Source organism: Bacillus thuringiensis, assembly GCF_001455345.1.
GTDB lineage: Bacteria > Bacillota > Bacilli > Bacillales > Bacillaceae_G > Bacillus_A > Bacillus_A thuringiensis_N.
Map to the genome: position 1 here is coordinate 1,371,076 of NZ_CP013274.1, position 18,055 is coordinate 1,389,130.

Here is an 18,055-nt window from a genome sequence, read left to right on the forward strand (position 1 = left end):
ACTTGTTATGGAGATCGTTTGTGAAGATTTTCAAAAGGCGTTATCGAAAATAAAATTGCTACGAGAAAACGCTAATATAATAGAAGAAACTGTTCAAAGAAATGTAAGCGAAATTGTTCGAAATGTAAGGGAGAGTAGGGATGGGGCCCTATCTTTTTATACAAACAAGTTTGATGGTGTAAAGGTGGAAGAGTTTCGTGTAAGTGAAGAAGAAATAAAACAAGCGAGTATGTTTGTAGAGAATTCATTTTTAGAAGCGTTGCAAGAGGCGAAGAAAAACATTATTTCATATCATGAAAAGCAAAAAAGGCAATCTATATTCGATTGCGCGAGTAAAGGCATCATTAGAGGACAAATCATTCGGCCGTTAGAAAATGTAGGGGTATATGTGCCGGGCGGAACTGCTTCGTATCCTTCGTCAGTATTAATGAATGTATTGCCAGCAAAACTAGCAGGTGTGAAAAAGATTGTAATGGTAACACCGCCGAGAGATGGAGGAATTGATCCACATGTTTTAGTTGCTGCAAGCCTGGCAGGAGTAGATGAAATTTATACGATAGGTGGTGCGCAAGCAATTGCTGCTTTAGCATACGGGACGGAATCGATTCCGAAAGTGGATAAAATAGTTGGACCGGGAAATTTGTACGTCGCTCTGGCGAAACGAGAAGTATACGGAATAGTAAATATTGATATGATTGCTGGACCCTCAGAAATTGTAGTTATCGCTGATGAAACCGGCAATGCAAAATATATTGCTGCTGATTTATTATCACAAGCAGAACATGACGTAAGAGCAACGGCAATTTGTATTACAACGAATATAAAGTTAGCAAAAGAAGTAGAAAAAGAGATAGAAAGACAGTTAGAAACATTGCCAAGAAGCGAAATCGCCCGTGAATCGATAAATAGAAATGGAGCCATTTTTATCGTTCCTTCTTTAGATGAAGCACTTCAATTATCGAATGAAATTGCCCCGGAACATTTAGAGTTACATATAAAAGAACCGATGAATGCTCTAGCTTATGTGAAACATGCAGGATCTATCTTTCTTGGATCATATTCACCGGAACCGCTCGGTGATTATTTAGCGGGACCGAATCACGTATTACCGACAAGTGGAACGGCAAGGTTTTTCTCACCATTATCAGTCGATGATTTCGTGAAAAAATCAAGCTTTCTGTCTTACACGGAGGAAGCGTTAAGAGATGTACAACATCATATTGTAGAACTTGCCAATAAAGAAGGGCTACATGCGCATGCGAGAGCAATTCAAATAAGATTTGAGGAGGAAGAATAATGCGTGAGTCCAGTCAAATACGTGAGACGACAGAGACAAGAATAAAATTAAGTTTGCAGCTTGATGAAGGAAAGAACGTTTCTATACAAACCGGAGTTGGATTTTTTGATCATATGCTAACTTTATTTGCAAGGCATGGAAGGTTTGGTTTGCAAGTGGAGGCGGAAGGCGATGTATTCGTTGATGCGCATCATACAGTTGAAGATGTTGGGATTGTACTTGGAAATTGTTTGAAAGAAGCATTGCAAAATAAAGAGGGGATTAACAGGTACGGCGCAGCATATGTGCCGATGGATGAATCTTTAGGTTTTGTCGCAATTGATATTAGCGGGCGCTCATATATTGTATTTCAAGGAGAATTAACGAATCCGAAGCTAGGGGATTTTGATACAGAACTAACAGAAGAATTTTTTAGAGCAGTTGCTCATGCTGCCAATATTACATTACATGCTCGCATTTTATATGGAAGCAATACACATCACAAAATTGAAGCGTTATTTAAAGCATTTGGTAGAGCGCTTAGAGAAGCGGTCGAAAGGAATGCCAACATTACTGGTGTAAATTCAACGAAAGGGATGTTGTAATTGATTGCCATTATAGATTATGGAATGGGAAATATTCGTAGTGTAGAACAAGCATTAAAATATATTGGAGCAGCGTACATCGTAACGAGTGATAAAGAAGAGATTTTTAGAAGTGATGGAGTGATTTTACCAGGAGTAGGTGCATTTCCAAAAGCGATGGATATATTGGAAGAAAAAGATTTAGTGCGTGTGTTAAAAGAAGTTGGAAGTTCAGGAAAACCGCTGCTAGGTATTTGCTTAGGAATGCAGCTTTTATTTGAAAAAAGTGAGGAATTACAAGGCTGTAACGGATTGAATTTATTACCAGGTATCATTCGGAAATTAAAAGTTCCTTATAAAATTCCACATATGGGATGGAATGAGTTAAAGAAAGAGGGAGAAATAGAGCTTTGGAATGGAGTAGAGGACGGTTCTTTCGTATATTATGTTCACTCTTATTATGCAGATTGTTCGAATGAAATTGTGTATGGGATAAGTGAATATGGAGTGAAAGTACCTGGTTTTGTAGCAAAAGGTAATATATACGGCGCACAGTTTCATCCTGAAAAAAGCGGTGACATTGGCATGCAAATGTTGAAAAATTTCAAAGGAGTGGTAGAAACATGGAAATCTTCCCAGCTATCGATTTAAAAGAAGGGCGATGCGTTAGACTTTATCAAGGAGAGTTTAGTAAAGAAACAGTAATGAATGAAGACCCAGTTGCACAAGCGATTATATTCGAAAAATTTGGAGCGAAAACATTACACATTGTTGATTTAGATGGTGCAATTGCTGGGGAATCGTTAAACTTGCCAATCATTGAAAAAATTTGTAAGGCGGTACGTATTCCTGTGCAAGTTGGAGGAGGAATTCGCTCACTTGTAGCGGTAGAGAAATTATTTTCAGTAGGTGTAGATAAAGTGATTTTAGGAACGGCTGCTCTTTATGATAAGGCATTTTTAGAAGCAGCAGTTCTTCTATATAAAGAAAAAATCATCGTTGGAATTGATGCGAAAAATGGTTTCGTCGCAACGAGAGGCTGGCTTGATGTGTCTGAAATTTCTTACATTGATTTAGCAAAACAAATGGAGAATGTAGGTGTTCAAACAATTGTGTTTACAGACATTTCGAAAGACGGAACACTTGCAGGGCCGAATTTAGAGCAATTAGAGTTACTACAAAAAAGCGTGGGTCTTCGTCTCATTGCTTCTGGAGGAGTTGCATCTATTCAAGATGTGAAGAAATTAAATGATATGAATATATACGGTGTCATAATTGGTAAGGCTCTTTACGAGAAAACGATTGATTTAGAAGAAGTGCTAGAGGTAACAAAGTTATGTTAGCAAAACGCATTATTCCATGTCTAGATGTGAAAGAAGGGCGAGTCGTAAAGGGGATAAATTTTATAGGATTACAAGACGTCGGTGACCCTGTTGAAATAGCAGCTGTATATAATGATGCGGGAGCAGATGAAATAGTATTTTTAGATATTACGGCAACGCATGAAGGACGAAAAACGATTATAGATGTTGTAGAAAAAACGGCTTCAAAAGTATTTATTCCTCTTACAGTTGGCGGAGGAATTTCAAGTGTGAAAGATATGTACAATTTACTAAGAGCTGGAGCAGATAAAGTTTCAATTAACTCAGCGGCAGTGCGAAATCCAAAATTAATCGAAGAAGGGGCACAGCATTTTGGCTCACAATGTATTGTCGTAGCAATTGATGCTAGAAAAGTAGCAGAAGATAAGTGGAATGTATATGTGAACGGCGGAAGAGTTGATACGGGAATGGATGCCATCGAATGGGCGAAGCGCGTTGTTATGCTCGGGGCAGGTGAAATTCTATTAACGAGTATGGATGCAGATGGAACGAAAAATGGATATGACCTTCGTTTAACTGAAGAAATTTCAAAAAGCGTTTCCGTGCCAGTCATCGCGTCAGGTGGATGTGGTCATGTTGATCACATTATAGAAGTCTTTCAAAAGACAACAGTTGATGCAGCACTAGCGGCATCAATCTTTCATTATGGTGAGGCGACAGTGCAGGACGTAAAGAGAAAATTAAAAAATGCAAATGTTGAGGTGCGGTTATGAAGCCTAGCTTTTCAAAAGGATTAATACCGGCAGTTGTCATCGAAGAGGATACGAGAGAAGTTTTAATGCTAGCTTATATGAATGAAGAAGCGTATGAAAAGACGCTAGAAACGAAAAGAACATGGTTTTATTCCCGTTCGAGACAATCTTTGTGGAATAAAGGAAAAACATCAGGAAATGTCCAATATGTGCAATCTCTTTATTTAGATTGTGATCAAGATTCAATCGTTGTTGTCGTAAAGCAAGTAGGACCTGCTTGCCATACGGGAGAAAAAACATGTTTTCACTACAAAATTATATAGGGGGATACATATGGGAAATGCCTTTAAATTACTATTTGAAACAATTGAAGAACGAAAGGAAAATCCACTTCCTGAATCATATACAAATTACTTGTTTTCAAAAGGAGAAGATAAAATTTTAAAGAAAATTGGTGAGGAATGTTCTGAAGTAATCATCGCATCTAAAAATAATGACAAAGAAGAGTTAGTGAAAGAAATGGTTGATGTATTGTATCACTGCTTCGTTTTATTAGCTGAAAAAAATATATCATTAGAAGATATTATGGAGGAAGTGACTGAAAGAAATGGGAAGCTTTCGAGAGTAGGGGACAGAAGAGAAATAGATACATTATAGGGGGAATATGTATGAAAGTAGATTATCACATTCATTTAGAAGAAGGGCCATATTCAATGGGATGGCTAGCTAAAATAAATGAAGCATTACAACACTATGAACCGCTGAAAGAAGAAAAACATTCTATGGAATGGCTTGTAAAAACACAAGAACGCCTGCAAAGACGTGTGAATGAAGGGCCATTTACAACGAACTGGATTGATTTATATTTAGAAGAAGCTTTGCGAAAAGGGATAAAAGAAGTTGGTATTGTCGATCATTTATACCGTTTTTATGAAGCGAAAGAATACTATGAAAAATATGTTGATATTAGTGATTCGGGGCTTGGACGTTTACAAAAGGAATGGTTAGACCAAGTAAGGGTAGCTTCACTACATGATTTTACTAAGGCAATTGAAGAGGCGAAAGAACGATGGAGTAAAAGAGGCGTTACGCTTAAACTTGGAATTGAAGCGGACTATTTTATTGGTGGTGAACAAGAATTACAATCTTTACTGGCATTAGGAGACTTTGATTATGTAATTGGTTCTGTTCATTTTTTAAATGGATGGGGATTTGATAATCCAGACACGAAAGAATATTTTGAGCAACATGACTTATGTGCTTTATATGATACGTTTTTCAAAACTGTAGAGAGTGCGGTTCGCTCTGAGTTATTTGATATTATAGCGCATCTTGATAACATAAAAGTATTTAATTATCGATTAGATGAGAATGAACAACTTTCTTATTATAAGGAAATTGCGCGTGCATTAGTAGAAACAAATACGGCAACGGAAATAAATGCGGGGCTGTACTATCGCTATCCTGTGCGAGAAATGTGCCCGAGTCCGCTCTATTTACAAGTATTAGCTAAGCATGGTGTACCAATTACTCTTTCCTCGGATGCTCATTATCCAAATGATTTAGGAAGATATGTGGAAGAGAATATAAAGACATTACGTAATCATGATATTTCTCACTTAGCTACATTTACGAAAAGAGTAAGAACGATGAGATTACTGGAAGAAGTAGTAACAATTTCAAAATGAACTACGATTTTTTGATGAAAACCCTCCTTTTTGTTCAAAATAAGAAAGAATAAAAAGGAGGGAAAGAAATGGCGAAACAACAAAATAAACAAAATGTACAAGGTGCACAGCAACAATCGTATACTTCTGAAACAACGAATACTGCTCAGTCAGTTATTGAGGAGCAAATTAGTGATACAGTTGCAGAAGGAACGATTGATGTGAAGCTCGGAAAAGCATCGCAGGAAAAAGCGTAAGAAGAGGGGAGAGTTACATCTCCTCTTTTTTCATGGAAAAGTGTCGATTTTCAAAAATATAATCAAATTCCTTGGTTTTTATATGTGGATTTCTTACAATGAAATATAAGAGATATCTTATTTTCTATAGAAGAGGTGTTAGTAGTGGCAAAAATATTAGTAGCAGGGAAAATTCCAGCAATCGGATTAGAGTTATTAAAAGATCATGATGTAGAAATGTATGATAAAGAGGCGCTAATTTCTTTAGATGAATTAACTGAGCGTGTAAAAGATAAAGATGCATTGTTAAGCCTACTTTCTACAAAGGTGACAAAAGAAGTGATTGATGCGGCACCTAATTTGAAGATTGTTGCAAACTACGGTGCTGGTTACGATAATATTGATTACTCGTATGCCGGAGGAAAAGGGATTGCGGTAACGAATACACCGAAAGTATCAACGGAAGCGACAGCAGAATTAACATTTGCACTTCTTTTAGCAGCTGCACGTAGAATTCCTGAAGGTGATACGCTATGTCGTACAACTGGATTTAACGGATGGGCTCCATTATTTTTCTTAGGCCGCGAAGTACATGGTAAAACAATTGGAATTATTGGTCTTGGAGAAATCGGAAAGGCAGTTGCAAAGCGTGCGAAAGCATTCGGAATGAATGTTTTATATACAGGACCAAATCGAAAACCTGCAGCTGAAAGTGAATTGGAAGCAACATATGTAACATTGGAAGAATTGTTACAAACGGCAGACTTTATTACAATTAACTGTGCGTATAATCCGAAATTGCATCATATGATTGATGAAGAGCAGTTTAAAATGATGAAGAAAACAGCGTACATTGTAAATGCCTCACGTGGACCAATTATGAATGAAGCGGCACTTGCTCAAGCATTAAAAACGAATGAAATTGAAGGGGCAGCTCTTGACGTGTTTGAATTTGAACCGAAAATTACAGAAGAGCTAAAAGAATTAAAGAATGTAGTACTTGCTCCTCACGTAGGAAATGCAACCTTTGAAACGCGTGATGCGATGGCTGAAATGGCAGTAAGAAATATTTTAGCCGTATTAAACGGTGAAGAGCCTGTAACACCTGTAAATCAAAAAGTATTGGTTACAAAATAAAAAGAAACCTTCCGGAATCGGAAGGTTTTTTTATTTTTCTTTATTTGCTCTTTTAGATGGTCTTTGTCTAAGAAATTGAGATAGCATATACAAAATATATAGTGGAATAGCAATGAATAAGAAAACAGAAAAATTACCGAACCCTGTTTGGTACATTGTAATAATGATTCCAACTAAAAATAGTGTAATAATGATGCTATATCGTGGAATTGGTACATCTTTTAAACTTGGGATACGAATGCGGCTTACCATTAAAAATGCGAACGTTACAAATACTGTAATAAGAACGATTTTTGGAATGGTATGTGAAAATAATGTTAAGAAAGCAACAAGCCCACCGGCTGCTGTAATCGGTACCCCAGTGAAATATTTCATTGAAGTAGAAGATGGTGTTACATTAAATCGTGCTAAACGATATGCCCCGAAAAGAGGGAATAATCCCGCTATGTATAGACCGATGATTCCGTAGTTGGAGAAAGATGTGTAATACATTAAAACAGCAGGTGCTGCACCAAATGTTACGACATCTGCAAGTGAGTCGAGCTCTTTTCCCATTTGTGAATCAACACGTAATAAACGAGCAACACGCCCATCAAGACTATCTAACATCATCCCGATAAGTACTAAAATAGCAGCTGATTTATAATATCCTAAAGATGCATAGCCGATTGACAAGAATCCACTATATAAATTTCCGAGCGTAAATAAGTTTGGAATAGCTGCTCTATACAAAATCTGATCCCTTGCTTTCTGTAATAAATTCTTAATTAGTGTATGAAAGTTTACTTATTTTATCATACCATAAATTTCTTCCTCATACGAAAGAAATTCCCAATTTGTGAAAGATTTCATAGAAGAATAATTTGAATAAAAAAGAAGCAACTTTTATAAAGTTGCTTCTTTTTTATTCAAATCTCGTTGTCATAGTTCCGGTTTTATACCGATTGTTAGGATCGAAACGTAATAAATCTCCATAAATGAGTTTGTCCGAGAGTTTTAATTCAGTTTTTGCTTTTTCAATATTTGGTTGACATAATGAAATGTCCGCCTCTTCACCTGTATTTCGTTTATAGCACATGTTTTTTGTATAAACATAATCTTTTGAAACGAAGCTGCCATCCCGCATTACCATAAGTGGGTCTTCTTCTTTAATAAATAAGTCAGTTCCAAATTCAACTGATTGATTTGTTTTAATACCAAGTAAATGAAGTAGTGTTGGTTTAATATCAATTTGACCAGATACTTTAGAAATGACTTTTCCTTCTTGACCAGGTACATGAATAATGAGAGGGACGCGTTGTAATTGCATAGAATCAAACGGTGTAATAGCGTCTTTCCCAAGGAACTGAGCCATAGCTGCGTTATGGTTTTCAGAAATACCGTAATGATCTCCATAAATGACGATAACTGAATTATCATACAGTCCTTCATCTTTTAATTGTTTAATAAATAGTTTAAGAGCTTCATCCGTGTAGCGAACAGTTGGGAAGTAACGGTTTACAACACCACTTTCTGAATTAAACTCATCAACATATTGATCTTCTGGATTTAGAAGAAATGGAAAATGATTTGTTAAAGTAATGAATTTTGTATAGAACGGCTGTGGTAAAGATTTTAGCTTTGGAATAGATTGTTCAAAGAACTCTTTATCTTTTAACCCCCAACCGACAGACATTTGTTCTGTGCCTACGTAATCATTTAAATTAAAGTAACGATCATATCCAAGTGCAGGATACATTACATCACGATTCCAAAACGCTTTATCATTTGAATGGAAGACAGCAGAAGAATATCCGTATTTCTTTAATTGTTCTGGTGTAGCTGTATATTCATTTGTTGCGTGAGTAAAGAATACAGAACCGCGGTCTAACGGATAAAGTGAATTTTCAACGATAAATTCAGCATCAGAAGTTTTACCTTGTCCTGTTTGATGATAGAAGTTATCGAAATAAAAACTATCTTTAATAAATTCGTTTAAAAATGGAGTAATTTCTTTTCCATTTATTTTTTTATTAATAACAAAACTTTGTGTAGATTCCATTGAAATCAAAATTACATTTTTACCTTTTGCAGCTCCAAATAAGTTCTTATCAACTTGCTTATCTTTTGAGTCTGTATAGTTTTTAATTTCAGAGAACCCGTCCCCACTTGCAAATACACGTTCAGCTGAAGATTTTGATTGAAGTGTAATATCGAATAGATGATATGTGTATAAACCTAAATTTTTCACGACAGTTTGACGGTCAAATGAGCGTGAGAACATTTGTGGTTTATAAATAACGGAAACAACAATCTGTAGTGCTAATAGAGCTGTTACACCGCTAAAGAAAGTTCGCTTCTCAGAGCGAGAAAGCGGCGTCTTGTCACAAAATGCCGGGTATTTACGTGAAAGAAACATTAAAATAATCGCATCTGCAAATAAAAGTAATGTTTTGTACGTAAAGAGTTCTTTTATACTTGTCCCTAAATCAGCCATATTATTTGTTTGGAATAACACTGGGAATGTAACGAAATCGTTATAAAACCCATAAAACATTGCATTTCCAAATAAAATGAATGAAAGTATAAAACTAATTCCAACTATAATGCGGTTTCGGTGTTTAGATGCAAATAAAGCAAAACCGAAAAATAAAAGTAACGCAGCCAGTGGATTAATAAAAAGCATAAATTCTTCAAAGAAATTATCAATTTTAATATCAAATGCTAGCTTGTACACAATATATGTTTTTATCCATAATAAAACGACTGCAACGAGTGCGAATCGCAGTTTTGGAAACAGACGTTGTAGCATAATATACTCCTCTCCTAAAAAGCATGACGGTTCTTATGAGTCGATTTGATTAGCGCTTCATTTTATATATACGAACAGTCCTTTGTTATTATGTTTATTATACTATGAGTATCATTATACGAAAATAAAAGAGAGTTGTGGACTTTTTTATAATAATTGAGTAGAAAAAGGGCAGTAGGAGACAATAAAACGGAGTTTCTATGTATGATTATCGTGCGCAGAAAGAATCGTGTAAAAATACGGAGGTTATAATGCGAAAATTATTATATTTTATAGTATGCAGTAGTGTTATACTTTTTGCTTCACCGAGTGTGTCGGTAGCTCAATATGATGCACCTCTTATGGAAGATGCTCTTTATTCTGTGTTATTCCCGAAAATAAATAAAGCAATTGAAAAACAATATGGGAGCTTGAAGCCTTATCAATGTCCTAAAATTATTAGTTTAAAAAAAATGTATAGCGGTACATATTTATTTCAAGCGAGTATTGAAGTGATAAAGTATGAACGTGTTGCTGGGAAAATTGCTCCACCATTTGAGAAGGTAACGATTACATTTAATAACGAAGAAGGCGAATGGGAAGTGACAAAGATTTTAGTAAAGCGCTTACCAAACGATACGAAACTAAACTGTAAAAAAACAATATAAAAAATTGTTTGACAAATAAAATGATCCTTTGGTATTGTTAATAGCAACAATTAGATGTTTGAAAATTAAATAGACTTACCTCATCTACTCTCAAAGGTAGAGGCCGCGATAGGAAAGAGTAAGCTATGGGAGATTTAATGGAATCTGTGATCATAGGTTGAAAGGGACTATTGCCGAAATATAAGAATAACCATCTTATTCATATATTGGGACTGCATTGAATAAATGTAGTACTGTCATAAGATTTATTTTATGGAGAGCTATTTGGAGATGTTGATGCGGTTTCTTATTTTGAGGAGATAACAACTCGTTTATTTTTTCAATATATATTTTTCCTAATAAGAAACGCGTGTGAACATTGTTCCGCGCGTTTTTTGTCTATCTAAAAGCGTGCTGCAATGAATAGAAGATTGGGGTTATGAGTTTTAGAGGAAATAAGGGAGGAATTCAAATGTATTTACACGGCACAAGCCGAATCAATGGGCAAGGACACTTAGAAATTGGAGGGTGCGATACGACGCAGCTAGCAAAACAATACGGAACACCACTTTATGTATACGATGAAGAGTCAATTCGAGGAAAGTGCCGCGCGTTTCATCGTGCTTTTAAAGAAAGTGGTTTCTCTTATCAAGTAGCATATGCAAGCAAGGCGTTCTTGTGCATGGAGATGTGCCGAGTAGCTCGTGAAGAGAATATGTCATTAGATGTTGTTTCTGGAGGAGAATTATATACTGCGCTTCAAGCGGGATTTCCAGCATCGCGTATTCATTTTCACGGCAATAATAAAACAGAAGAAGAGATCGTGATGGCTCTTCAGGCGAATATTGGTTGTTTTGTCGTAGATAATTTCTTGGAATTAGAAATTTTGCATGATTTAGCAGTGCAACACGGGAAATTTGTGAACATATTAATCCGTGTAACGCCTGGAGTAGAGGCGCACACACATGAATATATTACAACAGGTCAAGATGATTCGAAATTTGGATTTGGCGTATCAAATGGTCAAGCGATGCAGGCAATTGAGCTTGCTTTACAAAAATCAAATTATAATGTGTTAGGAATTCATTCACATATCGGATCGCAAATATTTGAAACGGCTGGATTTGTGCGAGCGATTGAAGTTCTTCATCAATTTTTAGAAGAAGTGAGAGAGCGAACGAACTATGTAGTAAAAGTGCTAAATGTGGGCGGAGGATTCGGAATACGCTACACAGAGTCAGATACACCATTAACTCTTGAGACATATGTGCGTGCTGTAACAAGTGCAGTGAGAGAACAATTTACAGTATATAATTATCCATTGCCAGAAATATGGGTTGAGCCAGGCCGTAGTATTGTAGGTGATGCTGGAACGACACTTTATACAGTCGGATCTGTGAAGGACATTCCGGGTATTCGGAAATATGTATCAGTGGATGGTGGGATGACTGATAATTTAAGACCTGCTTTATATAACGCTCGTTATGAAGCGATGTTAGCGAATCGAGGGAATGATGAGAACGAGGAAGTTGTTTCAATTGCAGGGAAATGCTGTGAGAGTGGAGATATGTTAATTTGGGATATTACTCTACCGAAAGTTGCTTCGGCAGATTTACTAGCAATTTCTTGTACAGGGGCATATGGGTACTCGATGGCGAATAATTATAATCGGATTCGTAGACCAGCTGTCGTCTTCGCGAAAGGCGGTACATCCCAAATTGTTGTAGAGCGCGAAACATATGAAAATATTATTGGGAACGATCGCATACGTATTAAAGAACTTGTTTAAATGGGGAAAAGGAGTTGTTCGGATGGGCAATTCCTTTTTTATAAAATAAAATAATTAAAATATATCGGAAAACTAGGATTGAAAAAAATCAGAATTATGATAAAATACAAATACAAAGCTTATCAAGAGAAGCGGAGGGAACTGGCCCGACGAAGCTCGGCAACCTGCTTATAGAAAGCAAGGTGCTAAATCCAGCAAAATGGAATCCATTTTGAAAGATAAGGTAAAATATATTACCGAACAGTCTTTTCGAAATGGGAAAGATTTTTTTTATGAATAAAAAGGGGGGCTGTTCGCGTGAGCGTACGGGAACATTTTGAGGAAGTGTCTGAGAAAATTCAAGCGATGCTTGCTGATATGAAATATGGTTCAATTACAATTGTTGTGCAAGATGGGAAAGTTATTCAATTAGAGAAAAGTGAAAAGGTACGTTTAAAGTAAAAAGCGCTGACTAGAAAAACTAGAGGCGGTTTTAACCTAATTTATTAGGTTAAAACCGTCTTTTTGCTTTTACAGGGGGAAAAAACATGTTGACGTATGAGACGTGGGAAGAAAATGCTGTTTCATTTTCAGAAGAAGATGGGACGAAAGGTGCGCTATCAGTATTAAGTTGGGCTTATAAAGAGTATAAAGATGAAATTGTATACGCATGTAGCTTTGGAGTGGAAGGGATGGTATTACTGCATCTTATAAACCAAGTAAATCCATCTGCTAAAGTTGTATTTTTGGATACAAACGTACATTTTCAAGAAACGTATGAATTAATTCAAAAAGTGCGGGAACGATTTCCTTCATTGAATATTATAGAAAAACAGCCAAAACTTACACTTGATGAACAAGCAAAATTGCATGGTGATAGGTTGTGGGAAAGAAACCCGAATCTTTGTTGTAAGATTAGAAAAATTTTACCTTTAGAAGAATCATTAGCGAATGAAAAAGCGTGGATATCAGGATTGAGAAGGGAACAATCAGAAACCCGTAAGCATACAGAGTTTATAAATCAAGATCATCGTTTTCAATCTATTAAAGTTTGTCCACTCATTCATTGGACGTGGAAAGAAGTGTGGCGGTATGTATACAAACATAGCTTGCCGTATAACCCATTGCATGATATTGGATATCCAAGTATTGGGTGTGAGAAGTGTACGCTGCCTGTAGGAGAGGGTGGCGATTCGAGAGATGGTAGATGGGCTGGGAAAGTGAAAACTGAATGTGGTCTTCATTACCAATAAGATGAATTTGAAAATAAAGCTAAGAGAGGGTATAGAAAATGAGTACAAGAAACGAATTAATAAATCGAATAGACGAGACATACGACGTATCACAAATTGAAAAAGAAATTGGGCTAGATAACATTGCGTTAAGTGATTTAGAGTTATTAGCGACAGGGGGATATAGCCCGCTTACTGGTTTTTTAGGGAAGAAAGATTATGATTCGGTTGTAGAAACGCTTCGTTTAGCAAATGGGAGCGTTTGGAGTATACCAATTACATTACCAGTCACAGAAGAAGTTGCAGAGACTCTAAAAGCAGGAGAGGAAGTAAAACTTGTTAACGGTGGAAAAGTATATGGTGTTATTCAAATAGAAGATATTTTTGTGCCTGATAAGGAAAAAGAAGCGTTACTAGTGTATAAAACGACGGATGAGGCTCATCCTGGAGTGAAAAAATTATACGAAAGATCGAACGTATACGTTGGAGGAACTATTATTCTTACAAAACGTTTTGAAAATAATTCGTTTCCTTCTTATCATTTAGATCCAATTGAAACGAGGGAAGAATTTAAAAAACGTGGTTGGAAAACGGTAGTCGGATTCCAAACAAGAAATCCGGTACATCGTGCCCATGAATATATTCAAAAATCTGCTCTTGAAATTGTAGATGGCCTCTTTTTAAATCCGCTCGTTGGGGAAACGAAGTCGGACGATATTCCTGCTGATGTAAGAATGGAAAGCTACGAAGTATTACTTCAAAACTATTATCCGAAAGATCGTGTCTTTTTAAGTGTATTTCCTGCAGCAATGCGTTACGCAGGACCGAGGGAAGCGATATTTCATGCATTAGTCAGAAAGAATTTTGGATGCACCCACTTTATTGTAGGGCGTGATCATGCAGGGGTAGGAGATTATTACGGTACTTATGAAGCACAAGAAATTTTTACAAACTTTACAGTGGAAGAGTTAGGGATTACACCGTTATTTTTTGAACATAGTTTTTACTGCACGAAATGTGAAGCGATGGCTTCGACGAAAACATGCCCACACGGAAAAGAGGATCATGTCATTTTATCAGGTACGAAAGTAAGAGAACTATTAAGAAACGGTGAGGTTCCACCGAGTACATTTAGTCGTAAAGAAGTAGTGGAAGTACTAATTAAAGGTTTGAAAAAAGAAGTAGTAACAGAATAGGGAGAGAATGACATGGATACGAATATTACTTGGCATGCAGCTTCTGTTTCAAAAGGTGAGAGAAGAGTGAAGAATGGGCATCATAGTTTTGTAATTTGGTTTACTGGTTTATCAGCTTCGGGTAAATCTACAGTAGCGAACGCGGTTGCTCGTAAACTATTTGAAAAGAATATTGGAAACTATGTACTTGATGGAGATAATATACGCCATGGTTTAAATAAAGACTTAGGTTTTTCTGAAAGTGATCGTATGGAAAATATAAGACGGATTGGCGAAGTAGCAAAGTTATTTGTAGATCAAGGTACTGTTGTTCTTACGGCGTTTATTTCACCGTTTCGAGTAGACCGAAAACAAGTAAGAGATCTATTAGCTGCCGATGAGTTTATAGAAGTGTTTGTAAAATGTCCAATTGAAGAGTGTGAGAAACGTGATCCGAAAGGGCTTTATAAAAAAGCAAGAAAAGGTGATATTAAAGATTTTACAGGTATCGATTCACCGTATGAGGAACCAGAGAAAGCGGAATTAATTGTAGAAACGCACAAGTATTCTATTGAAGAATGTGCAGAACAAATCGTGAAGTACTTACAAGAGCGTAGTTTTACCCCGCTATTTGGCGGGCAGTAAAACTCCCATCTCAAAATTTGGCTAGGGCAAAGAAGTTAGGTGGGAGATGAACTGCCCGTAAATGCCCGATTGGTTAAGGCTAATAATCAGTGGGGGATAAACACTCCCCACTGATTAAAGTTTCACTTTATATAGGGGGATAAAAAATGAGTTATGAAAAAGTATGGGCTAACAATGAAAAATTAAATCAAACTGAGAAAAATAAATTAAAAAAAGATGGATTGGAAATCTTTAATGATATTCCTTACTATGCAGAGAATGGCTTCGAGTCTATTCCGAAAGAAGAGTGGGACGCATTCAAATGGGCAGGGTTGTATTTACAAAGACCGAAAGAAGCTGGTTATTTTATGATGCGTGTAAATATTCCTTCGGGGGTGATTACGAATGCACAGGCAGAAGTGCTTGCTTCTATCGCTGAGGATTATGGGCGCGACGTAATAGATATTACGACAAGACAAGCGATTCAGTTTCATTGGTTGGAAATTGGGCAAATTCCAGATATTTTTAAAAGATTAGCAAGAGTTGGGTTATCTTCAGCTGGGGCGTGTGGTGATATAACGCGTAATATTACAGGGAATCCACTTGCTGGCATTGATGCAAATGAACTGTTTGATACAACTGGTATTGTGAAAGAGGTATATGACTATTTCCAACATAATGAAGAGTTTTCTAACTTACCACGTAAATTTAAAATGTCTATTAGCTCTAACATTTATAACTCAGCTAACGCAGAGATTAACTGTGTTGCATTTACACCTGCTACGAAAGAAATAGATGGTATGAAAAAAGTTGGTTTTCATATAAAAGTAGGCGGTGGATTATCAGCTCGTCCGTATTTAGCTGATGAATTAGATGTATTCGTTTTACCAGAAGAAGTGAAGGCAGTAGCGATTGGGATTGCTACGATATTCCGTGATTTTGGATACCGTGAAAAACGTCATTTAGCTCGTTTGAAATTTCTTGTTGCAGACTGGGGAGCAGAGAAATTTAAAGAGAAACTAATAGAGTATACAGGACCATTGCAAAGTAAGGGAGAAAGTGCAGTTAAAGGCTGGAATGCAGGATACTTTTATGGTGTTCAAAATCAAAAACAAGATGGATTAAAATATGTAGGTTTTAATGTGCCGGTAGGACGCCTACATGCAGAAGAAATGTTTGAAATTGCAAGAATTGCTAAGCAGTATGGGAATGGACAAATTCGTACATGTAATTCGCAAAACTTCATTATTCCGAATGTTCCGCCAGAGAATGTAACTGGCTTACTAAATGAGCCGTTGTTTGAAGCGATATCAGCAAATCCGAAATCGTTTATTGGTCACGCGGTTTCCTGTACTGGTATTGAATATTGCAATCTTGCTTTAGTAGAAACGAAAGAAAGATTACGAAAAATTGCCGAATACTTAGATACACAAATTGCACTCGATGTTCCGGTTCGTATTCATATGGTAGGATGCCCGAATTCGTGTGGTCAACGTCAAATCGCTGATATTGGATTGCAAGGTGTGAAAATGAAAACGAAGGAAAAAGGAATCGTTGAAGCATTTGAAATATATGTAGGTGGAACATTATTAGATGGCGGTGCTTATAATCAAAAGTTAAAAGGAAAAATAGATGGCGAGGATCTACCTGATGTACTCGCATCATTTATAAGTTATTTCAAAGAAAATAAATTACCAGCTGAAACGTTTTATGATTTTGTAGGACGTGTTGGTGTAGAGACATTACAAACAGCGTTAAATAACGTGTTAGAAGAAGTAATAGCGTCTTAGGAGGGGCAATATGGATTTATATCGATTTGAAGCGGTATTGGTGAATAGCATTGTTCCAATTGTTGTTGTTGCTGAAAGTGAAGAACAGGCATTTAAGATGGCGGAGATTGAGCTTGAAAAACATTTTTTACCGTTACCAGAGGTAAAGGAGATTGCTTTATTTGAAAAAAAGAAGATTCGAAAAAGCGCGGCCTTTGTTATTCATGAGTAAGGAACATTGAAATATGAAGAAATGAAAACTTCCATTCATATATAAGGATGGAAGTTTCACTTTACTAGTAGAAATGAGGAGAGATGATGGGAAAAGTATATATCGTTGGAGCGGGCCCTGGGGATCCAGATTTAATTACTGTAAAAGGGTTGAAATGTATTGAGAAGGCAGATGTTATTTTGTACGACCGTCTCGTAAATAAAGAGTTGCTTTCCTATGCAAAGCCTGGAGCAGATTTAATTTATTGTGGAAAACTACCAAATTATCACACGATGAAGCAAGAGACAATTAACACGTTTCTTATTAAATATGCGAAAAAAGGAAAAGTTGTAACGAGGCTTAAGGGCGGCGATCCATTTGTATTTGGTAGAGGGGGAGAAGAAGCTGAAGCGTTAGCAAAGCAAGGTGTACCATTTGAAATTGTTCCTGGTATTTCAGCTGGAATAGCTGCTCCTGCTTATGCAGGTATTCCAGTGACACATCGTGATGCAAGTGCAAGCTTTGCTATTGTGACAGGGCATAGGAAAGAAGATGCTGCAGAGAAAGTGAAGTGGGAAAATTTAGCGAAAGGTGTAGAGACTTTAGCTGTATATATGGGGGTTAGCAATTTACCCTACATATGTGAACAACTGATGAAGCATGGAAAAGATAAAAGTACGCCTGCTGCTATTATTGAGCGGGGAACGACATCTATGCAGCGTACAGTTGTTGGGACGTTAGGAACAATTGTAGATGTTGCGAAAAAAGAACAAATTCAAAATCCGAGCATGATTGTAATTGGAGAAGTCGTCCGTTTTAGAGAAAAAATCCATTGGTTTGAGAAACAGACAGAAAGTACGTACCAAGTAAGTGGAGTGTTATAAA

General features: G+C 36.6%; 21 protein-coding genes and 2 riboswitches. Of the genes, 19 read left to right on the forward strand and 2 right to left on the reverse strand.

What is annotated here, in order from left to right; genetic code table 11:
* Positions 1-7: 7 nt before the first annotated feature.
* The 10 genes from hisD (at position 8) to ATN06_RS07385 (ending at position 6,974) form a co-directional block, all read left to right on the forward strand.
* Complete coding sequence (hisD, locus tag ATN06_RS07340; protein ID WP_060630103.1) at positions 8-1,297, forward strand: histidinol dehydrogenase; 1,290 nt, start codon at positions 8-10, stop codon at positions 1,295-1,297.
* Positions 1,297-1,881 carry an imidazoleglycerol-phosphate dehydratase HisB gene (gene hisB, locus ATN06_RS07345; RefSeq protein WP_060630104.1) on the forward strand — a complete coding sequence of 195 codons (585 nt, stop codon included), beginning with the start codon at positions 1,297-1,299 and terminating at the stop codon, positions 1,879-1,881. Before hisD ends, hisB begins: the two co-directional genes overlap by 1 nt.
* On the forward strand, positions 1,882-2,511 hold the full coding sequence (hisH, locus tag ATN06_RS07350; protein ID WP_060630105.1) for an imidazole glycerol phosphate synthase subunit HisH: 630 nt from the start codon (positions 1,882-1,884) through the stop codon (positions 2,509-2,511).
* The gene (gene hisA / locus ATN06_RS07355; RefSeq protein ID WP_060630106.1) at positions 2,484-3,203 is read left to right on the forward strand and encodes a 1-(5-phosphoribosyl)-5-[(5-phosphoribosylamino)methylideneamino]imidazole-4-carboxamide isomerase; all 720 of its coding nucleotides are present in this window, start codon (positions 2,484-2,486) and stop codon (positions 3,201-3,203) included. Before hisH ends, hisA begins: the two co-directional genes overlap by 28 nt.
* Positions 3,197-3,955 carry an imidazoleglycerol phosphate synthase cyclase subunit gene (hisF, locus tag ATN06_RS07360; protein ID WP_060630107.1) on the forward strand — a complete coding sequence of 253 codons (759 nt, stop codon included), beginning with the start codon at positions 3,197-3,199 and terminating at the stop codon, positions 3,953-3,955. Before hisA ends, hisF begins: the two co-directional genes overlap by 7 nt.
* Positions 3,952-4,257, forward strand: coding sequence for a phosphoribosyl-AMP cyclohydrolase (hisI, locus tag ATN06_RS07365; RefSeq protein WP_060630108.1), 306 nt, complete (start codon positions 3,952-3,954; stop codon positions 4,255-4,257). The genes hisF and hisI (ATN06_RS07365) overlap by 4 nt, the downstream gene beginning before the upstream one ends.
* 10 nt (positions 4,258-4,267) lie before the next feature.
* Positions 4,268-4,591, forward strand: coding sequence for a phosphoribosyl-ATP pyrophosphatase (gene hisI / locus ATN06_RS07370; protein WP_060630109.1), 324 nt, complete (start codon positions 4,268-4,270; stop codon positions 4,589-4,591).
* A gap of 11 nt (positions 4,592-4,602) precedes the next feature.
* On the forward strand, positions 4,603-5,622 hold the full coding sequence (locus tag ATN06_RS07375) for a histidinol phosphate phosphatase domain-containing protein (protein WP_060630110.1): 1,020 nt from the start codon (positions 4,603-4,605) through the stop codon (positions 5,620-5,622).
* Positions 5,623-5,690: 68 nt separating this feature from the next.
* Entirely contained in the window at positions 5,691-5,858 is a 168-nt protein-coding gene (locus ATN06_RS07380) for a DUF4025 domain-containing protein (protein WP_060630111.1), read from the forward strand.
* A gap of 144 nt (positions 5,859-6,002) precedes the next feature.
* Positions 6,003-6,974 carry an NAD(P)-dependent oxidoreductase gene (locus tag ATN06_RS07385; protein WP_060630112.1) on the forward strand — a complete coding sequence of 324 codons (972 nt, stop codon included), beginning with the start codon at positions 6,003-6,005 and terminating at the stop codon, positions 6,972-6,974.
* A 30-nt stretch (positions 6,975-7,004) separates the two neighbouring features.
* On the opposite strand, the gene pssA is transcribed toward ATN06_RS07385, so the two are convergent.
* Together pssA and ATN06_RS07395 are read right to left on the reverse strand one after the other, a co-directional pair.
* Positions 7,005-7,706 (reverse strand): CDP-diacylglycerol--serine O-phosphatidyltransferase, encoded by a 702-nt coding sequence (gene pssA / locus ATN06_RS07390; protein WP_000285422.1) that lies wholly within the window; start codon positions 7,704-7,706, stop codon positions 7,005-7,007.
* 172 nt (positions 7,707-7,878) lie between these two features.
* Positions 7,879-9,765 carry an LTA synthase family protein gene (locus tag ATN06_RS07395; RefSeq protein WP_060630113.1) on the reverse strand — a complete coding sequence of 629 codons (1,887 nt, stop codon included), beginning with the start codon at positions 9,763-9,765 and terminating at the stop codon, positions 7,879-7,881.
* Between the two features lie 251 nt (positions 9,766-10,016).
* Between ATN06_RS07395 and ATN06_RS07400 the strand changes: the two genes are divergently transcribed.
* From ATN06_RS07400 to cobA, 9 genes are all read left to right on the forward strand, one after another.
* Positions 10,017-10,412: a DUF3888 domain-containing protein gene (locus ATN06_RS07400; RefSeq protein ID WP_170955067.1), complete on the forward strand. Its 396-nt coding sequence runs from the start codon at positions 10,017-10,019 to the stop codon at positions 10,410-10,412.
* Positions 10,413-10,501: 89 nt separating this feature from the next.
* Positions 10,502-10,683, forward strand: a riboswitch (Lysine riboswitch).
* 180 nt (positions 10,684-10,863) lie between these two features.
* Positions 10,864-12,180 (forward strand): diaminopimelate decarboxylase, encoded by a 1,317-nt coding sequence (gene lysA, locus ATN06_RS07405; RefSeq protein WP_060630115.1) that lies wholly within the window; start codon positions 10,864-10,866, stop codon positions 12,178-12,180.
* Positions 12,181-12,296: 116 nt separating this feature from the next.
* Positions 12,297-12,405: riboswitch (SAM riboswitch) on the forward strand.
* A gap of 72 nt (positions 12,406-12,477) precedes the next feature.
* On the forward strand, positions 12,478-12,621 hold the full coding sequence (locus tag ATN06_RS07410) for a YezD family protein (protein WP_000116163.1): 144 nt from the start codon (positions 12,478-12,480) through the stop codon (positions 12,619-12,621).
* Positions 12,622-12,707: 86 nt separating this feature from the next.
* Positions 12,708-13,412: a phosphoadenylyl-sulfate reductase gene (locus tag ATN06_RS07415; RefSeq protein ID WP_060630116.1), complete on the forward strand. Its 705-nt coding sequence runs from the start codon at positions 12,708-12,710 to the stop codon at positions 13,410-13,412.
* Positions 13,413-13,450: 38 nt separating this feature from the next.
* Positions 13,451-14,587 (forward strand): sulfate adenylyltransferase, encoded by a 1,137-nt coding sequence (sat, locus tag ATN06_RS07420; protein WP_060630117.1) that lies wholly within the window; start codon positions 13,451-13,453, stop codon positions 14,585-14,587.
* A 12-nt stretch (positions 14,588-14,599) separates the two neighbouring features.
* The gene (gene cysC / locus ATN06_RS07425; protein WP_060630118.1) at positions 14,600-15,211 is read left to right on the forward strand and encodes an adenylyl-sulfate kinase; all 612 of its coding nucleotides are present in this window, start codon (positions 14,600-14,602) and stop codon (positions 15,209-15,211) included.
* Between the two features lie 146 nt (positions 15,212-15,357).
* The gene (locus tag ATN06_RS07430; protein WP_060630119.1) at positions 15,358-16,980 is read left to right on the forward strand and encodes a nitrite/sulfite reductase; all 1,623 of its coding nucleotides are present in this window, start codon (positions 15,358-15,360) and stop codon (positions 16,978-16,980) included.
* 10 nt (positions 16,981-16,990) lie between these two features.
* Complete coding sequence (locus ATN06_RS07435) at positions 16,991-17,191, forward strand: DUF3906 family protein (RefSeq protein WP_000366912.1); 201 nt, start codon at positions 16,991-16,993, stop codon at positions 17,189-17,191.
* An 86-nt stretch (positions 17,192-17,277) separates the two neighbouring features.
* A complete protein-coding gene (gene cobA, locus ATN06_RS07440; RefSeq protein WP_060630120.1) occupies positions 17,278-18,054 on the forward strand; it encodes a uroporphyrinogen-III C-methyltransferase in 777 nt (258 codons plus the stop codon).
* Position 18,055: the final 1 nt, after the last annotated feature.

Excerpts from the sequence above, each read along its gene's own strand:
- hisD (WP_060630103.1), top strand. The coding sequence starts at position 8 with ATGGAGATCGTTTGTGAAGATTTTCAAAAGGCGTTATCGAAAATAAAA.
- hisB (WP_060630104.1), top strand. The coding sequence starts at position 1,297 with ATGCGTGAGTCCAGTCAAATACGTGAGACGACAGAGACAAGAATAAAA.
- hisA (WP_060630106.1), top strand. The coding sequence starts at position 2,484 with ATGGAAATCTTCCCAGCTATCGATTTAAAAGAAGGGCGATGCGTTAGA.
- hisF (WP_060630107.1), top strand. The coding sequence starts at position 3,197 with ATGTTAGCAAAACGCATTATTCCATGTCTAGATGTGAAAGAAGGGCGA.
- hisI (WP_060630108.1), top strand. The coding sequence starts at position 3,952 with ATGAAGCCTAGCTTTTCAAAAGGATTAATACCGGCAGTTGTCATCGAA.
- hisI (WP_060630109.1), top strand. The coding sequence starts at position 4,268 with ATGGGAAATGCCTTTAAATTACTATTTGAAACAATTGAAGAACGAAAG.
- ATN06_RS07375 (WP_060630110.1), top strand. The coding sequence starts at position 4,603 with ATGAAAGTAGATTATCACATTCATTTAGAAGAAGGGCCATATTCAATG.
- ATN06_RS07380 (WP_060630111.1), top strand. The coding sequence starts at position 5,691 with ATGGCGAAACAACAAAATAAACAAAATGTACAAGGTGCACAGCAACAA.
- ATN06_RS07395 (WP_060630113.1), bottom strand. The coding sequence starts at position 9,765 with ATGCTACAACGTCTGTTTCCAAAACTGCGATTCGCACTCGTTGCAGTC.
- ATN06_RS07400 (WP_170955067.1), top strand. The coding sequence starts at position 10,017 with ATGCGAAAATTATTATATTTTATAGTATGCAGTAGTGTTATACTTTTT.
- lysA (WP_060630115.1), top strand. The coding sequence starts at position 10,864 with ATGTATTTACACGGCACAAGCCGAATCAATGGGCAAGGACACTTAGAA.
- ATN06_RS07415 (WP_060630116.1), top strand. The coding sequence starts at position 12,708 with ATGTTGACGTATGAGACGTGGGAAGAAAATGCTGTTTCATTTTCAGAA.
- sat (WP_060630117.1), top strand. The coding sequence starts at position 13,451 with ATGAGTACAAGAAACGAATTAATAAATCGAATAGACGAGACATACGAC.
- cysC (WP_060630118.1), top strand. The coding sequence starts at position 14,600 with ATGGATACGAATATTACTTGGCATGCAGCTTCTGTTTCAAAAGGTGAG.
- ATN06_RS07430 (WP_060630119.1), top strand. The coding sequence starts at position 15,358 with ATGAGTTATGAAAAAGTATGGGCTAACAATGAAAAATTAAATCAAACT.
- ATN06_RS07435 (WP_000366912.1), top strand. The coding sequence starts at position 16,991 with ATGGATTTATATCGATTTGAAGCGGTATTGGTGAATAGCATTGTTCCA.
- cobA (WP_060630120.1), top strand. The coding sequence starts at position 17,278 with ATGGGAAAAGTATATATCGTTGGAGCGGGCCCTGGGGATCCAGATTTA.